The sequence below is a fragment of the Brucella rhizosphaerae genome, assembly GCF_002252475.1.
Classification (GTDB): Bacteria; Pseudomonadota; Alphaproteobacteria; order Rhizobiales; family Rhizobiaceae; genus Brucella; species Brucella rhizosphaerae.
On record NZ_NNRK01000013.1, the window covers coordinates 26,418 to 42,392 of the forward strand.

The window sequence follows — 15,975 nt, forward strand, 5'->3', positions numbered from 1 at the left end:
ATAATCAGAGGCCATTATGCCTATGAATTGCTCTTAGCTCACTCTCCTCCACTGCTAGCTAAACCAAAAAGCGCCTTAAGTTCACTTATGACCGCAGAAGCACCAGTTGTCGCTTAGAGATTCCAATTGGCACGGCACTTGCTTCTAATAAATCAAACGCATTGTGGGCATATGACGAATAGGCCGCGGTGCAACGAACCGGTTTAATACGCAGAACAAAAGAGACTAGGCGATGACAAAATATAAGCTCGAATACATCTGGTTGGATGGCTACACCCCTACCCCAAACCTGCGTGGCAAAACCCAGGTCAAGGAGTTCGAAGCATTTCCAACTCTTGATCAGCTTCCTTATTGGGGCTTTGATGGTTCTTCTACGATGCAGGCAGAAGGCCGCAGCTCGGATTGCGTATTGAAGCCTGTTGCAATTTATCCGGATCCGGCCCGTACCAATGGTGCGCTTGTCATGTGCGAAGTCATGATGCCTGATGGTGTTACACCGCATCCATCCAACAGCCGTGCGACCGTTCTTGATGACGAAGATGCCTGGTTTGGTTTCGAGCAGGAATATTTCTTTTACGATAACGGCCGCCCACTCGGTTTCCCAGAGCAGGGTTTTCCTGCACCACAGGGCCCTTATTACACCGGTGTTGGTTATAAGAATGTCGGATCGATCGCACGTAAGATTGTTGAAGAACATCTCGATCTCTGCCTTGCAGCTGGCATCAATCACGAAGGCATTAATGCTGAAGTGGCCAAGGGCCAGTGGGAATTCCAGGTATTCGGTAAAGGTTCAAGAAGCGCTGCCGACCAGATCTGGATTGCTCGCTATCTCCTTCTGCGTCTTTGTGAACAGTATTCCATCGATATCGAATTTCACTGCAAGCCTCTCGGCGATACCGATTGGAATGGCTCGGGAATGCATTGTAATTTCTCGACCAAATTCATGCGCGAAGTTGGTGGAAAAGCCTATTTCGAAGCTCTGATGGCTCAGTTCGACAAAAACTTACAGGACCACATCGAAGTCTATGGTCCTGATAATCATATGCGCCTGACCGGCAAACATGAAACCGCGCCTTGGAACAAGTTCTCTTATGGTGTTGGTGATCGCGGAGCTTCGATCCGCGTACCGCACTCGTTCATCCAGAACAATTATAAGGGTTATCTGGAAGACCGTCGCCCTAACTCACAGGGCTGTCCTTATCAGATCGCCTCTCAGGTTCTTAAGACAATTTCTGAAGTGCCAACGACAGCTGACGAAGCACTCGCAGCTTAAACAGCTCGATAGTACGCAGATCAAGGTCGGCCGGGGTTTCATCCGGTCGGCCTTTTCTTTTCGGTTTTCAAGTGGCTTTTACCTCAGTGGCAAGTTGAGCAAGATAACTGCGACACCAATGGAACACATCATTCGTTTCAACGGCTCTCATCATCGATTGATATCGTTCAATCCGCTGTTCCAGCGGCATTGAGGCGGCGCGAGCAATAGCGTCGGCAATTGCTTCCACGTCATATGGATTAACCAGAAGCGCACCTTCACCAAGCTCATGAGCTGCACCTGCAAAGCGCGAAAGAACGAGCACACCGGGATCCTGAGGATCTTGTGCGGCCACAAATTCCTTTGCTACGAGGTTCATCCCGTCTCTGAGTGGTGTAACAAGGGCTACCTTTGCCATTCTGTAAACGGCAGCAAGTAATTGTTGGCCAAAAGCACGGTTCACATATCGCACCGGCGTCCAGTCAAGACGACCCATGGTGCCGTTAATCTGCCCGGCAATTTCGGCTACTTCATGTTGCAAGGCATCGTATTCCGCCACGCCAGAGCGGCTCTTGGGTGTTATTTGAAGTAAAGTTATACGCCCATGCCATGCCGGGTTCACTTCAAGAAACCTGCGGAAGCCTTTTAATCGTTCAGGTAGTCCTTTGGTGTAATCAAGGCGATCAACGCCTACGATCAGATCCCGCCCTTCCAGGGACTGCTTAAATCGCTGGATTGTGGGGTTATTGATTGCTGACTGAGCCGTGTGGGAAAAGGAGCTGACGTCAATTCCAATCGGGAACGCACCTATTCGAAACTCCCGGCTAGGATTGCGGAACAATCCCGGGTCACCTGCAACAGGTTGTGCTACTCCGCCGCGGCGAAGGCAAAGAGCGAAATTTTCCGCATCATCCTCTGTCTGAAATCCGATGAGGTCAAAAGCCGTCATCGCATTTAGTAATGCTCCCTGTACGGGTAATGTCAGATACACATCCGGCGATGGCCAGGGGATATGCATGAAAAAGCCAATACGGTTCTTGATTCCCATTTGGCGGAGTTCTGCGGCCAAGGGCAGAAGATGATAGTCGTGAATCCAGATAAGGTCGTCTTGCTCAATTAATGGCAGTAACCTTTCCGCAAACAAGCGGTTGACCCTGAGATACCCTGCCATATCCCGGCGCGTATAGTCAGTAAGATCGATACGGTAATGACAGAGGGGCCATAATACGCTGTTGGCAAGGCCTTCATAATATTCAGACAAATCCTGATCTGAGAGATCAGTTAAGGCATAAGTGATTTCGCCTTCTTCCCTTATCGTAAGCGGACCGGGTTCTTTCCCACCACTTGATTTTCCAGACCACCCCATCCAAATACCACCGTTCTCCTTAAGTGCGGACTGAACGGCCACCGCAAGTCCGCCAGATGGCGGACGGTCCGGATTAGGCACGCGGTTGGAAACGACGATAAGGCGACTCACGAAATATCCTCCGGCAGATTCAAATGCGGTATCGAAATTGCGTTTTCTAATTCATCCTTGAACTGCTTCACTTACAAAGCCTCCCTATCCAGCACCTGAACTGTTCTGGAGATTGAGTAACTATCGAAGCGTTGGTTTTGTTTCCAACGCCATGCATGCCCACCCGAATACTGGCGCCTCCCATCGAATTGGCCTCAAGAAACATCGCTTCATCGGTGAGATCATCTCCCGCAGCGACCGGAAACCTGCTCTGGAAAGGAGCTACTCGCATGAACCGACGCAACGCCTGAGCTTTGTCACTGCCAGCCGGTTTAAGTTCAAAAACAAACTTCCCCCCTTGAAGCGAGTACGCCGCCCCGGCACTTTCCGCAGCTGCCGTCATGATATGACGCACAGCTTCTTCCTTGTCTGGTGCCAACCTATAATGAAGGGCAAAGGCTCCGCCTTTGTCTTCGAAAATGACACCTTCAAGGTGATCCGCCTCTCCTTTGGCCATATCGCGGGCTGTCAAATACCATTCGTCGTGGCGCTCGGCGTTCGAGTGAGCCATTTCATATGTCGAAGATTTTTCTGACCCGAAGCGAAACTCGGCACCGTGAAGACCGGCCACGAAAAAGGAATGCCGAGGAAATAGTTGATCAACAAACCTGATCGAACGACCGGTTACAATGGCGACCGCACCTGATGTGCGCTTAGACAAGAGTTCCAGATTCTCTTGCAGGCCTGCTTCTACTCGAACAGCATCCGGCGTGGGTGCGAGGTCAAGAAGGGTGCCATCAAGATCAAAAAAGAAAGACAATCTTGTCAGATCAGAGAAATCTGCCCAATTCGTAGACACATCGGTCTTTAAATAGTGAAACCCGGGAAATGAAAATAGCGACGGCGCAGTCCGTGCCATCGGCTCTTTGGATTCTTTATACTTTGGCATGCAAAGGAGAATAGGGCACGAACCCGCGAAAACAACCGTGTCGCCATGCCACAAATGAAATGTTCGTTGGGCAGCAAGCATTAAGGCGCTGATTTTGATCAGCGCCTTAATGCATATTCATTACGTGGTGACGCCCCTTCAGGAGCTCACACCGCCAGATAATTTTTCAGGAATGTGCGTGTGCGATCCTGCTGAGGGTTACGCAAGAGTGCATCAGGTGTACCTTCTTCAACGACCACGCCGCCATCCATGAACAAGATCTTGTCGGCAACTTCGCCAGCAAAACGCATTTCGTGCGTGACAATCAGCATGGTCATGTGTTCGGCAGCAAGCTGCTTCATGACAAGATTCACCTCATCAACCAGCTCGGGGTCGAGTGCTGAGGTTGCTTCATCGAACAGCATGACCTTGGGCTGCATTGCTAATGCACGAGCAATCGCCACGCGCTGCTTCTGACCGCCCGAGAGGCGGGAAGGATAGACATCTGCCTTACTGGCCAATCCAACCTTGGCAAGCAGCTCTAGCGCCAGCTCACGTGCCTGCGACCTGGCCATGCTCTTAAGCTTGATCGGACCAAGCGTGATATTCTCCAGAACAGTCAAATGTGGGAAAAGATTAAAATGCTGGAAAACCATTCCCATTTGCTGGCGCACAGAGTTGATGTGCTTTTCAAAGGCCTGTCCTTTGAGCGGTTGATTGACTTGTGTCCCATCGAGCCAGACTTCGCCACCATTTAGCGTTTCAAGATGGTTGATGGAACGCAGAAGCGTACTCTTTCCTGAACCGCTTGGACCTATAATTGCTATGATCTGTCCGCGCGATACCGAAAGATCAATTCCCTTCAGAACTTCCAGTTCGCCATAGGCTTTGCGGGCACCTTTAACTTCAACCATTGGCTTCAGCGTGCTCATCGCGTTACCTCCACTTTTCTTTCAATATGTCGCAGCCCTGCTTCCATAACGAGGTTTACCAGATAATAGAGTGCAGCTGCGGTGAGATAAAACTCAAATGGACTATAGGTTTCGCTGATGGCTATCTGTGCACTATTGACCAGTTCAGCAATTCCGATAATCGAAACAAGCGATGTATCTTTGAGCAAAACGATCATGTTGTTGCCGATAGGCGGAATAGTGTTCCGGATCGCCTGGGGAATGATGACATAACGTAGTGCTTGTCCGCGGCTCAGGCCGATTGAACGGGCACCCTCTGTTTGTCCGGGATCAACCGAAACAATACCTGCACGAATGACATCCGCATTATAGACTGCAAAATGCAGGCTCAGACCGATAATTCCTGCAAAAAGTGCCGGAATATCGATGCCGATTTGCACAAGCCCATAATAGATGAGGTAGAGCTGCAAAAGCAGAGGCGTTCCCATAAAAAGCCACATGAAGAAGCGTACGGGATATGCAAGTACAGACGGCGCGTAAAGAACGACCAGAGCAAACAGAATACCGAAAACAAAGCTGAGAATGCTGGATGCAACGGCTAGAACAACCGTCCACCAAAGTCCGACCAAAAGAAGGTCGGTATAAGGAACAACGATACTGAAATCGAGTGTTGGCATGATGTGTTCTCCCTCAACGCGGCGCAAAGCGCTTGTCGAGCAGATCGACAATCATGACGACGACATAAACAATGATCATGTAAAGAACAGCTGCGACTGCAAATATCTCGAAAGGCTTGTATGTTGAACTGATAAAGCGCTGCGCTGTATAGGTGAGTTCCACGACCGATATTGTTGAAACCAATGCCGATCCTTTGACAAGAGCTACAGCGTTTACGCCCAATGGCCGGATCATGAGACGGGCAGCTTGTGGCAAGATGATCAAGCGTAATGTTTTTTCCCGATCAAAGCCTATGGAGCGTGCTGCCTCCATTTGTCCGCGGTCCACACTTGCGATTGCTCCGCGAATGGATTCAGCCATATAGGCACCGATGTTCAGTCCGAGCCCAATAACTCCTGCGGAGTAAGGCTCCAGTTCCAGACCAATCTGCGGGCCACCAAAATACAGGACAAACAATTGAACCAGACATGGAGTGCCGCGAAACACACTAACATATGCACCGGATAAAAAACGCAGTATGGCGCTGTTCGACAGACGGGCGATCACCAGTATGCCTGCGACGACGAATCCCAGCAAAAGAGCCAGCACAGAAATCTGTACGGTGACCCATGCAGCCTCCAGGAAAAATGGGAGGACGCGCTGCATTAACGCAAGATCCATAAAGATACTCCGGAAAGCCATGTGAACCGGCCCGGTTGTTCCGGGCCGGACTTAAAATCGATTAGCGAATGTCGCTACCGATCCACTGCATCGAGATCTTTTCGTAATCACCATTAGCGAGCATCTCGTCGAGGGTCTTCTGCATCGCAGCTTTAAGTTCAGGATTGTTTTTGCGAATTGCGATACCGAGCGCAACGCGACCGCCCTCAATGTTTGGTGTGTCCAGAATACGGACCTTCTGGCCTGTTTCCTTCACAGCAATCATTACAGGAATACTATCCATGACAAGCGCGTTGATGCGACCTGCCTCCAGGTCGATCAGCATTTCAGGCAGGCCTTTATAGGTGCGAACCGTCAGATCACCCTGCGCTTTTGCCCATTTTTCATGGGCGTCGCCCATTGTGACGCCAACGGTCTTGCCATTCAGGTCTTCGAGTTTCTGAATGTCTGAGCTGTCTTTTACAACGATAGTACGTCCAGCATGATAGTAAGGACCGACAAAGTCGACGGCCTTTTCACGCTCTGGCGTGATTGTCATGGACGCAACAACAGCATCGTATTTCTTTGCGAGAAGACCCGCAATAATGCCATCAAACGGTGTGGTCATAATCTTTGGTTTGAGCCCCATTTTTTCTGCAATTGCAGAACCGATCGATGCGTCAAAACCAACCACTTCGTTTTGTTCGTTCGTGAAACTGAACGGTGGATACTGACCGCTCATAGCAATGCGCATCTCACCGGATTCTTTGAGCTTTTCCAGCTCATCAGCCTGCGCTGGTACACTCGAAAAACTTGCGGTAATAGCAACCGCTGCGATTGCAATGAGGCTCTTAAGCTTGGAACTCATGACTTTCCGTTTCCTCTGGATTTGTCTTTTTGTTTTAGGGTTATGGTTTGCCACTAACCTTCATTTGTGAGCTTGGCACAGGCTTAGTTTGCAAGCATCCTGCAATATGTCTGCGCGCCCGACACATTGCCGGAATCTACCGGCATATTGTCGGCTTAAGACACGAGCGCTTCCACGGCGTTTACCAGATCTCCGCTCAGGTTATTCCGCGGGCATTGAAGTGAACAGGTTAAGCAAAAAGGCCGAATTCCCGCCGGGCTATCCGGGCGGAAATACGGCCTTTAGTGTGAAGCCGTTCAGACGTTTTACCGCAGAGCAGCCACAAAACTATCGTTCAGGACGCTGAGCAGATGATCGGCATTGTCGCGACTGAAAACCATAGATGGGCGCATCTTCAACACGTTATCATGTGGGCCTTCAGTGCCCATCAAAATGCCCCGCTGTCTTGCACCATCATTGATGCGTTTTGCGAGAGCGGTCGCGGGTGCCTTGGTCTTCCGATCCGTGACGAGTTCAATTCCGAGAAACAGACCCTGGCCACGAACATCGCCGATGATGTCAAAACGCGTTTGCATTTCGCGAAAGCCATCAAGCAGATAATTGCCGACATCGAGCGCATTTTTACGCAAGCCATCACGTTCGATAACATTGAGTACAGCAAGGCCTGCAGCACAAGAAACCGGATTGCCGCCAAATGTATTGAAATACTCCATACCATTGTTAAAGCTGTCAGCCACTTCCCGCGTTGTGACAACCGCCGACATCGGATGACCGTTTCCAATGGGTTTGCCCATGGTGACGATGTCAGGGACAACGTCTTGCAATTCGAAAGCCCACCAATGACTCCCCACACGACCAAAGCCGACCTGCACTTCATCGGCAATACACACACCGCCCGCAGCGCGAACCATAGCGTAGACTTCTTTGAGATAGCCTTCCGGCAGGAACACCTGACCGGCTACACTTGGAATGGATTCAGCCAGGAAGTATGCGGGTGTCCGGCCCTGATTGCGCATTGTATCGATATGCTCGGCAATGTTGCTGGCAAAGCGCTTGGCATGTTCTTCAACAGGCCAATCTTCCGGAGCATGATAGCTATCAGGAATGACGCCTTCAAACACATGTGCAGGGCGACCCTTTCCACCTTTGCGCTTATATTTATAAGGGCTGAGCTCGATGAGTTCCTGTGTCGTGCCGTGATAAGCCCAATCAAGCACAATCGCTTCATCGCAACCGGTATGATTGCGCGCCATTCTCAAGGCTAGGCTGTTCGCCTCGCTGCCCGAACAGGCAAATGATGCGACGGTGAGCCCTTCTGGCAAAGTTGCTGTCAGTCGCTCCGCATATTCCACAATGTTGTCATGCAGATAACGGGTGTTGGTATTCAACACTGCCGCTTGTCGGGCAATGGCCTCAACCACTTCGGGATGCGCGTGGCCAATGTGACAGACATTGTTAAAGCAATCGAGATAGGCACGCCCATGGTTATCGATAAGCCATGCGCCCTCCCCACGAACAAACTTGATCGGTTCGGAATAGGAAATCGACAGGTTTGGCAGCAGGATTTCTTTGCGCTTCTCGATGATTTCGGCACGCGTACGGCCATCCTGATGGAACGTTTCTGGTGGAATGCCAGCAAGTTCAGCGACATCCGGGAATAAATCTGCCCATACATCAAGATATGCAGATTCGCCGACGCCCAAAATCTCGGTTGCCGTCAGATTGACGTCTGTCGTCATTCCAAAATGCAGATGTGGTGTCCACCCGCCGTTCTCATGAATATCGCCCATATGACCGACGAGGTCACCAGCCTGAAGTTTCTGATCAGGCCGCAGACGCTCCAGCGCCTCGTGAGCCATGTGCCCCCAAAGCGTCACAAAAGGCGGGCAGCCTTCTGGGCGGTGTTCAAGTTTGACCAGGCCGCCATATCCAAGCGGCTCGTGTTCAATTTCAACGCTTATAACGGTTGCCGCCAGTGGCGTGTAAAGCGGAGTACCTGCTGGCATGAACAAATCCACACCAAGGTGATGAATGCGGCGCTGACCGCCGATGAAGCGTGATTCAAATGCCTTGTCTGTATAGACAGTTCGTTTTTCGCCCCAGGAACCTATGCCCAGATCAATGCTATTCTTTACACAAAAATCGTCCCACCACTTCGTGGCCTCTGTTGCACGCTGCTCGGCGGAAGCAACTGTCATGAAATGAGATGCATCCCCATAAGGTACAATCGCTTTGGTCATGGTCGCAGGCGCGGGACGCACGATTGAGGCAAAGGTTTTGGCGTTATCAGATACCCATTTGCGGACAGCGCCAGCACCATCGATGGCGTCAAAGCCGCAAGCTTTACGCAAAATGGCTGTCGCAAAGCGTGGGTTCATCGCATCCATTTTCTCCAGGAGACGCCAAGCTGGCGCCTCGCTGATGGCGAGATAAGGATTGTCGTCAGTCTTTTCCCGGCGTGAGGCTGAAACTGTGACGCTCGTTACGAGCCGCATCGCAATGAGGTCGAACAGCAGATCAACTTCTTCCGCTTTGAGCGGATATTTTTCATGGAACCCCGAAGCAAGTGTCGCCGCCGCGCCAATAGGGTCTTCCATGTCGAGCGCTGAGTAAGCACATGCAATCGCAACTTCCGCGATCAGCACTGTATGAACGGCATCACCAAAATCGATGAGACCAGCAATCTTTTCGTTGTCTTGGTTATCGACCAGAACATTCCAGTCATTTGCATCATTATGAATAACCTGTGCACGCAGACCTGCAAGCTTGGGTTCGATCAGAGTTTCAAAGCGAATGATAAAGCGCTCAAGCAGTGCTCTTTTGTCTGCATCGTCAATGAAGTGCAGGCGTGTACGCGCACGACCTGCATGACGAAGGTCCCAATCCAGGTCCCGGAGCGCACCGGGATGAATGAACCCCTGTAACGCGTGATCCAGTTCACCCAATGAACGGCCCAGATTGCGCATCAGATCGAATGTTCTGGTTACTTGCGCCAGCGGTGTTCCAGGGAGCCAGCCAACCAAACGCAGCGCATGCTTTTCGCCGCCTTCAGCAACGGCTTGGGCGAGGACGTCACCGGAAAGACTTGCTTTGAGATGCGGTACGGCCAATCTGGATTTTGCATTGGAAAGATGATGCAGCAGAGCCGTCTGAAACTCGCTCTCAACTTTCGGTTCGCTGGCATTAACGATCTTTAAGATCCAATCAGATTCCGTTCCGGTTTTCAGACGGAAATTACAATCACGCTCACTATCGAGCTCAGACGCGCTGGCACTTACGCCAAAAAATTCTTTGGCAAGCCTTTCGGCATCAATCGCTGAAAACTGTGGTGCGGGATGGGAGAGATCGGTCATAGCCAGTATTTTTCCAGGTTACATTTCTTAGCCGCAGCTTGGCATGCAAAGGATTTTCGGGCATCAAGTATCCTGTCGGGATAACCGGCACATTGTCGGAATAGACCGGCATATGTCCGGCCATGTGAATAGGGTGATAATGCGCGAACTTGATGCGAAAGATCGTGAAATACTGGCAATCCTGTCGAAGGAAGCACGTATTGCGTTGAAAACGCTTGCGGGGCGTATTGGGTTGTCGCGTAGTGCTACGAGTGAACGCGTCACTAATCTTGAGCGCAGCGGAGTCATAAGAGGATACCGCGCCGATATCGGTGAAATTGACGCAAATGTCATTCGCGCAGCGTTTTTAATCAATCTGCGACGGACCCCCGCACATGATCTGCTGGATATCCTCGCACGACACCCGGAAGTGCGCCGGGTATCATCAGTGAGCGGCCAGCTTGATCTGATCGTCGAACTGGAGACTGGTTCAATCGACGGTCTTAATCGGGTACGCGATTTGATTGCAGGGCATGATATGGTCGAAGATCTTACAACGGCCATTGTCCTGAGACGCGATATTGATCGCGAGTTAAATTAAAGTCAGTACGCGACCTTGAATGCCACTTATTATGACGCTATATTACGTCATAATAAGTGGCTTTTTTGGTAAGGAGACGATATCATGGGTCTCGCACAATATTCAGATAACGGTCTGTTCGCACCACGGAAAATCGCTGATGCGTTACGTACGACAAGCGATGAAGTTGCCCGTTCGGCAGGATTGGGACGCGATGCCGTACAGCGGAAAGACCGCGTACAATCTGACAAGACGCAGAAGCGGCTACGCGAGATGGTCGAGATTTTAAACAAGGTCGAGCCACGTTTTGGTTCAGCTCTTATGGCTTATGCGTGGTATCGTTCCGAACCATTGGCGGGCTTTTCAGGCCAGACAGCTATGCAACTGGTGCTCAATGGCAGGGCCAGTGAGGTTCTTGATTATATAGATGCTGTTGATGCCGGGGTTTATGCCTGACCGTGCCAATCAGCTATCAAGACAAACTTTATCGAGCCTTGAATCCTGTTTTTGCGCAGGAGCCTCTTTCCGGGCGGGGTGCTGAACTTTACGGCGGGCGCTTCAATCCCAAAGGGGTTTTGGCGCTTTACGCGTCCCTCAGCATCATGACCGCACTTCGCGAGGCCAATCAGGTTGGCAACCTGCAACCAACGACAATTGTGTCTTATGATGCAGAGGTCGAAACCATTTTCGACTGCAGGGATGAGCTTGCATTAGAAGAAATGGGAATGGACGCAGCAATGCTTGCGCATGATGGCTGGCGAGAGCAAATGCGATTGAAAGGTGAAGCCACGACGCAGATTTTTGCGAGACACTTAATCGCAGCTGGTTATAGTGGCTTGCTGGTGCGCAGTTTTGCAAAAGGTGCAAACAAGGATGATCTTAATCTCGTTCTTTGGCGGTGGGGCCCATCGCCCCCTTCCCGCCTCACCTTGATTGATGATGAAAACAGGCTCTCCCGCTAAAAAACGTCGAAAGCAGTTTCATAGTTTTTGAGGCGTAGCTCTAGTTAGCAAAGACACTTCCCGGATTCATTCGTCCGTTGGGATCCAACACACTACGCAATGATCGCATGAGTTCCATACGAACGGGGTCAGAACGCGTGGCAAGCTCGGAGACCAGCTTGCGCCCGATCCCATGCTCAGCAGAAAAAGTGCCGCCGAGTTCGTCAACAACGTCATGAACCTGCTTCATGACGTTAGCTGTCACGTCTGCTGGATCAGTAAATGCCGCCCATTCATCATGTGTGAAATGTGCAATGAAATGAATATTTCCATCACCAATATGAGACACAATCAGGATCGTTGCCTGAGGATAGATTGTATGGACAGCTGCAGTAGCACGTTTGATCATCAACGGTACGAGTGCTGGACGCACAGCAATGTCATGTGACAAGCTATGTCCATGCAGTTTATTGGCTTCCGACACCGAGTGCCTTAAGTGCCAGATGTCTTGCGCATGTGCTTCGCTTTGAGCAATGAAGGCATCTTCAACGAATCCGGCCTCAAACTGCTCTGCCAACCATTCTTCGAGAGCGACATGAAGCTCTGTCGTCGCGTCTGTACTACCCAGTTCGACAAGCAAGGACCAATCCGGTCGGCTTTCAAGCGGATGCCTCGAACGCGGTATATGTTGCAGAACCAGATCAACCTGTTCACCAGACAAAAGCTCCGCGGCCTGGACCGCAGTATCAAACCGGTCCTGCAAGCCCATCAGAATGGTTACCGCAGCATCGAGATTTGGCAAAGCAATCCAAGCATGTCCTGATGACCGCAGCACTGGCTGTAAACGCAGAGCCGCCGCCGTGATGATCCCCAGCGTGCCTTCAGCTCCGATGAAGAGGTTCTTTAAATCATACCCGGTGTTGTTTTTGCGCAATGCCTTCAAATCGTTCAATACGCGACCATCCGGCAGCACCACTTCGATGCCGCAGATCAGGTCACGAATAGGACCGTAACGAAGAGCACTGGTTCCTCCAGCATTGGTTGATGCCAGCCCCCCGATCTGTGCGCTGCCTTCGCTGCCAAGATGCAATGGAATACGACGATCAACGGAACCTGCGGCATCATGAGCTGCCGTCAGGGTCAATCCGGCTTCAACCACGATTACATTCGACGCTTTGTCAATTTCACGAACTGCATCCAAACGACGTAGACCCAGAACAATGGTACGTCCCAGACTTAGAGGGACTGCGCCCTGACACAATCCGGTATTGCCCCCTTGAGGAACGATCGTGCTGCCATGCTCACTGGCAATGCGCATTACGGAAGAAACCTGTTCAGTGGTTGCTGGCAAAACAACAGCGATTGCCTGTCCGGTCTCATAGCCACGCCAGTCAGTCAGGAACGGCTCTTTATCATGAGCATCAGTCAACACATACTGGCTGCCAACGGCCTGACGAAGGTCGTGCAGGAAAGCATCATTGGAGCTGGACTTAGACAACATTTTATTACCTGTGAAATTGAAAGCTCGTCTTTTGGGAAGTGGCGGTCAACCAACCCATTCGGATTGGCGAAGTGCAGAAATATCCTGGGCGCCGGCAAAGCCGAGAAACAAACGCAGTTCGTCCCTTAACTGTTCAACCATACGCACAACGCCGTCTGTTCCCCCTGCTGCAAGACCATAGAGAGGCGCGCGCCCAAGAAACACGCCATCAGCACCAGCCGCCAGTAGTTTTGCTGCATCAGACCCGCGTCTCACGCCACTATCGGCAAAAAGCGTTTTGTGAGGGCCCGCAGCATCCCGTATCCTTGGCAGAACGTCCAATGGCAGAGCCGCACTATCGAGATTGCGGCCGCCATGCGCCGATACCACCACGCCATCGCAACCTAAATCGAAAACCTCAATTGCGTCAGCTGCAGACAAAACTCCTTTGATCAGAAGTTTATGCGGCCAGCGGTGACGAAGCTCTCTGACGAAATCTCTATCAAGCACAGTGTCGAGAGCGAAGCGCGGATCACGGATGGAATCTGTCACTGCTTTCGCAACGTCCCCGGGATAATGCGCATAGGACGGGAATCCTTTGCGCAATAGATATCGTCCCATGACTCCAAGTGTCCAATGCGGATGAAGCATCAAGTCCACTGCCAGCGTGGCTGAAAATTGTAGTGGCACCCCAAAACCATTGCGTCGGTTATGGATCTTTTTAGGTGATGCTGGCGTATCAACCGTCAATACCAAAGTATCAACACCACATGCTTTTGCACGCTCAAGCAGTTTCCATGTTTCTGAACGATCACGCCAGACATAGAGCTGAAACCATAAGTCGCTATTGGGAGCTCCGGCCGCAATCTGCTCAATACTGGTCGATGACTGCGTTGCCACAACAAAAGGCAGCCCGGCTGCTTTTGCTGCGCGCGCCATGAGAACTTCCCCATCATAGCGGACCATTCCTGCCAGAGCGGTAGGAGCAATCACAAACGGACAGTTGTGTGTGCTCCCAAGGTATTGTGCAGACAGATCAGGCGTGGTGACTGGACGCAGGACGTGTGGAACAACACGGCGCTTGGCGAAACCATTATGAAGCGCCGTAAGGGCGGTTTCTGCTTCGGTTCCCCGATCAATATATTCAAACAAAGCGCGGGGGAGAAAGGCCTTTGCTTGTTCCCGCGCTTCTGCAAAATCCAGAAATTCCGCCCCGCCTGTCATGGACTATGCGATCCCTTCGGCGCGCAAACCTTCAACAGCCTTGAGTATTAGTGCCTGGGTTGCATCATTGGGTGTCTTCAAAGGCAAAGAGACAGGCCCCACTGGCAGGCTCAGCTGAGCCATCATTGCTTTCAACGGACCAGGATTAACTTCGTTGAACAGAGCTGCGAATGTTGGAAGGAGCTTCCGATGCAGCGCAATCCCTTCCGCATAATTCCCATCAACAAGCGTATCATGGATCTGTGTCCAGTAAGCTGGCAACATCGGAGCGCTGGCAAGAATGCCGCCCTTAGCACCATACATGATATGGATAGCGTACATCATGTCGTCGCCGGACAACAACGCGATACGATCACCAATCGCCGCAGACAAGCGGTTGAAATAATAAGCATCGGTATTGCAAATTTTTGCACCGATGATCGTACCATCTTCACCCAGCGTCTTCAGCGTTTCGACCGTGGTTACAAAGCTGGTTCGCGCAGGAACATCATAATAGACAAGTGGTAGATCAACAGTCTTTCGATAAGCGCGGAAATAGTCGATCACGCCCTGCTGGCTCGGAATAACGTAAAATGGGGTTACCAGCAGCAGCGCATCAGCGCCTGCTTCTTTAAACGTATTGCCATGATCTACAGCTTCAGCCCAGCCCGGCGAGACGACGCCGGCGACAACCGGAACGCGGCCATTCACAATCCGTACCGTTTCCTGCACGACTTCGAGCCTGACAGTGGCGGAAAGCGCGGTAAATTCGCCCGTGCCACCCACAGGCGCAAGCCCCTTCGCACCGCCAGCCAGATTTGCCTCAATAAGGACTTCCAGCTTTGCAACATCGAGTTGTCCGGCTTCAGTCAGTGGTGTTGGAATTGCGGGATACATTCCATGCAGATCATAGTGCTTCATTGTCGAATATCCGCTTCTGTCTGGTACTTTGATTAGTGCTCAACTTTGGAAAGGAAGCTCTTCAGGCGGTCCGTTTTAGGCTGGCGCAGTACTTCTTCCGGTGCGCCTGTCTCAACAACATGCCCGGCTTCCATGAAAATGACTTTTGACGCGACATTGCGTGCGAAACTCATTTCATGCGTGACGACAATCATTGTTGTTCCGTCAGCAGCCAACCCTTGCATGACATCAAGAACCTCACCCACCAGCTCTGGATCGAGCGCTGATGTTGGTTCGTCAAACAGCATAACTTCCGGCTCCAGCGCCAAGGCACGTGCGATAGCCACACGCTGCGCCTGACCACCAGAAATCTGATGCGGATAGAGACTGATTTTGTCAGACAGCCCAACTCGCTGAAGGAGTTTCATGGCCAGTTCTTGCGCTTGAGGCTTCGTCTTCAGCTTGTTCAGCAGTGGACCGGACATCACATTTTGCAGAACAGTCATGTGTGGGAAGAGATGGAAACCCTGAAAAACCATGCCAGTTTTGGCGCGAAATTCGGCTTTAACTCGCTCCGAGAACTTGCTCTTTGCGTGAAAATCCAGGCTGTTGCCTGCAATCTCAATAAGACCTTCCGTTGGCTGCTCGAGCAAATCAAGACAACGAAGTAATGTCGACTTACCACAGCCTGATGGCCCAATAAGAACGGCCACATCGCCACGATCTACTGAAAGATCTATCCCCTTGAGAACTTCATGCGTACCAAATGTTTTACGCAGGCTTTTGACGTTAATCATCGCATGACCC

Annotated in this window: 15 protein-coding genes; 4 read left to right on the forward strand and 11 right to left on the reverse strand. The window is 51.2% G+C overall.

The window, feature by feature from the left end; all coding sequences use genetic code 11:
• The first annotated feature begins 232 nt into the window (after positions 1–232).
• Positions 233–1,273 (forward strand): glutamine synthetase beta-grasp domain-containing protein, encoded by a 1,041-nt coding sequence (locus CEV32_RS01805; protein WP_094573740.1) that lies wholly within the window; start codon positions 233–235, stop codon positions 1,271–1,273.
• A gap of 67 nt (positions 1,274–1,340) precedes the next feature.
• On the opposite strand, the gene otsA is transcribed toward CEV32_RS01805, so the two are convergent.
• The 7 genes from otsA to CEV32_RS01840 all read right to left on the reverse strand — a co-directional run bounded on the left by otsA (position 1,341) and on the right by CEV32_RS01840 (position 10,085).
• A complete protein-coding gene (gene otsA / locus CEV32_RS01810; RefSeq protein ID WP_094573741.1) occupies positions 1,341–2,729 on the reverse strand; it encodes an alpha,alpha-trehalose-phosphate synthase (UDP-forming) in 1,389 nt (462 codons plus the stop codon).
• Between the two features lie 67 nt (positions 2,730–2,796).
• Positions 2,797–3,738 carry a trehalose-phosphatase gene (otsB, locus tag CEV32_RS01815; RefSeq protein WP_094573742.1) on the reverse strand — a complete coding sequence of 314 codons (942 nt, stop codon included), beginning with the start codon at positions 3,736–3,738 and terminating at the stop codon, positions 2,797–2,799.
• A gap of 65 nt (positions 3,739–3,803) precedes the next feature.
• A complete protein-coding gene (locus tag CEV32_RS01820) occupies positions 3,804–4,568 on the reverse strand; it encodes an amino acid ABC transporter ATP-binding protein (protein ID WP_094573743.1) in 765 nt (254 codons plus the stop codon).
• On the reverse strand, positions 4,565–5,224 hold the full coding sequence (locus CEV32_RS01825; RefSeq protein WP_094573744.1) for an amino acid ABC transporter permease: 660 nt from the start codon (positions 5,222–5,224) through the stop codon (positions 4,565–4,567). The genes CEV32_RS01820 and CEV32_RS01825 overlap by 4 nt, the downstream gene beginning before the upstream one ends.
• A gap of 13 nt (positions 5,225–5,237) precedes the next feature.
• Positions 5,238–5,885: an amino acid ABC transporter permease gene (locus CEV32_RS01830; protein WP_094573745.1), complete on the reverse strand. Its 648-nt coding sequence runs from the start codon at positions 5,883–5,885 to the stop codon at positions 5,238–5,240.
• Positions 5,886–5,946: 61 nt separating this feature from the next.
• Positions 5,947–6,732, reverse strand: coding sequence for an ABC transporter substrate-binding protein (locus CEV32_RS01835; protein WP_094573746.1), 786 nt, complete (start codon positions 6,730–6,732; stop codon positions 5,947–5,949).
• A 305-nt stretch (positions 6,733–7,037) separates the two neighbouring features.
• Positions 7,038–10,085, reverse strand: coding sequence for an aminotransferase class III-fold pyridoxal phosphate-dependent enzyme (locus CEV32_RS01840; RefSeq protein WP_094573747.1), 3,048 nt, complete (start codon positions 10,083–10,085; stop codon positions 7,038–7,040).
• Positions 10,086–10,224: 139 nt separating this feature from the next.
• Between CEV32_RS01840 and CEV32_RS01845 the strand changes: the two genes are divergently transcribed.
• The 3 genes from CEV32_RS01845 to CEV32_RS01855 all read left to right on the forward strand — a co-directional run bounded on the left by CEV32_RS01845 (position 10,225) and on the right by CEV32_RS01855 (position 11,606).
• The gene (locus CEV32_RS01845; protein ID WP_094573748.1) at positions 10,225–10,665 is read left to right on the forward strand and encodes an Lrp/AsnC family transcriptional regulator; all 441 of its coding nucleotides are present in this window, start codon (positions 10,225–10,227) and stop codon (positions 10,663–10,665) included.
• Between the two features lie 84 nt (positions 10,666–10,749).
• Entirely contained in the window at positions 10,750–11,100 is a 351-nt protein-coding gene (locus CEV32_RS01850) for an antitoxin Xre/MbcA/ParS toxin-binding domain-containing protein (protein WP_094573749.1), read from the forward strand.
• 8 nt (positions 11,101–11,108) lie between these two features.
• Positions 11,109–11,606 carry an RES family NAD+ phosphorylase gene (locus tag CEV32_RS01855; protein WP_094573769.1) on the forward strand — a complete coding sequence of 166 codons (498 nt, stop codon included), beginning with the start codon at positions 11,109–11,111 and terminating at the stop codon, positions 11,604–11,606.
• Positions 11,607–11,646: 40 nt separating this feature from the next.
• Here the strand turns inward: CEV32_RS01855 and CEV32_RS01860 are convergent, their stop codons facing one another.
• The 4 genes from CEV32_RS01860 to CEV32_RS01875 are packed head-to-tail and all read right to left on the reverse strand — an operon-like array spanning position 11,647 to position 15,965.
• A complete protein-coding gene (locus CEV32_RS01860) occupies positions 11,647–13,086 on the reverse strand; it encodes an FAD-binding oxidoreductase (RefSeq protein WP_094573750.1) in 1,440 nt (479 codons plus the stop codon).
• Between the two features lie 45 nt (positions 13,087–13,131).
• Positions 13,132–14,289, reverse strand: a complete 1,158-nt coding sequence (locus CEV32_RS01865; RefSeq protein WP_094573751.1) for an alpha-hydroxy acid oxidase — start codon at positions 14,287–14,289, stop codon at positions 13,132–13,134.
• 3 nt (positions 14,290–14,292) lie between these two features.
• On the reverse strand, positions 14,293–15,189 hold the full coding sequence (locus tag CEV32_RS01870) for a dihydrodipicolinate synthase family protein (protein WP_094573752.1): 897 nt from the start codon (positions 15,187–15,189) through the stop codon (positions 14,293–14,295).
• 32 nt (positions 15,190–15,221) lie between these two features.
• A complete protein-coding gene (locus CEV32_RS01875) occupies positions 15,222–15,965 on the reverse strand; it encodes an amino acid ABC transporter ATP-binding protein (RefSeq protein WP_094573753.1) in 744 nt (247 codons plus the stop codon).
• Positions 15,966–15,975 lie beyond the last annotated feature (10 nt).

Coding starts and splice junctions, on each gene's coding strand:
- CEV32_RS01805 (WP_094573740.1), top strand. CDS start 233: ATGACAAAATATAAGCTCGAATACATCTGGTTGGATGGCTACACCCCT.
- otsB (WP_094573742.1), bottom strand. CDS start 3,738: ATGCTTGCTGCCCAACGAACATTTCATTTGTGGCATGGCGACACGGTT.
- CEV32_RS01820 (WP_094573743.1), bottom strand. CDS start 4,568: ATGAGCACGCTGAAGCCAATGGTTGAAGTTAAAGGTGCCCGCAAAGCC.
- CEV32_RS01825 (WP_094573744.1), bottom strand. CDS start 5,224: ATGCCAACACTCGATTTCAGTATCGTTGTTCCTTATACCGACCTTCTT.
- CEV32_RS01830 (WP_094573745.1), bottom strand. CDS start 5,885: ATGGATCTTGCGTTAATGCAGCGCGTCCTCCCATTTTTCCTGGAGGCT.
- CEV32_RS01835 (WP_094573746.1), bottom strand. CDS start 6,732: ATGAGTTCCAAGCTTAAGAGCCTCATTGCAATCGCAGCGGTTGCTATT.
- CEV32_RS01840 (WP_094573747.1), bottom strand. CDS start 10,085: ATGACCGATCTCTCCCATCCCGCACCACAGTTTTCAGCGATTGATGCC.
- CEV32_RS01845 (WP_094573748.1), top strand. CDS start 10,225: ATGCGCGAACTTGATGCGAAAGATCGTGAAATACTGGCAATCCTGTCG.
- CEV32_RS01850 (WP_094573749.1), top strand. CDS start 10,750: ATGGGTCTCGCACAATATTCAGATAACGGTCTGTTCGCACCACGGAAA.
- CEV32_RS01860 (WP_094573750.1), bottom strand. CDS start 13,086: ATGTTGTCTAAGTCCAGCTCCAATGATGCTTTCCTGCACGACCTTCGT.
- CEV32_RS01865 (WP_094573751.1), bottom strand. CDS start 14,289: ATGACAGGCGGGGCGGAATTTCTGGATTTTGCAGAAGCGCGGGAACAA.
- CEV32_RS01870 (WP_094573752.1), bottom strand. CDS start 15,189: ATGAAGCACTATGATCTGCATGGAATGTATCCCGCAATTCCAACACCA.
- CEV32_RS01875 (WP_094573753.1), bottom strand. CDS start 15,965: ATGATTAACGTCAAAAGCCTGCGTAAAACATTTGGTACGCATGAAGTT.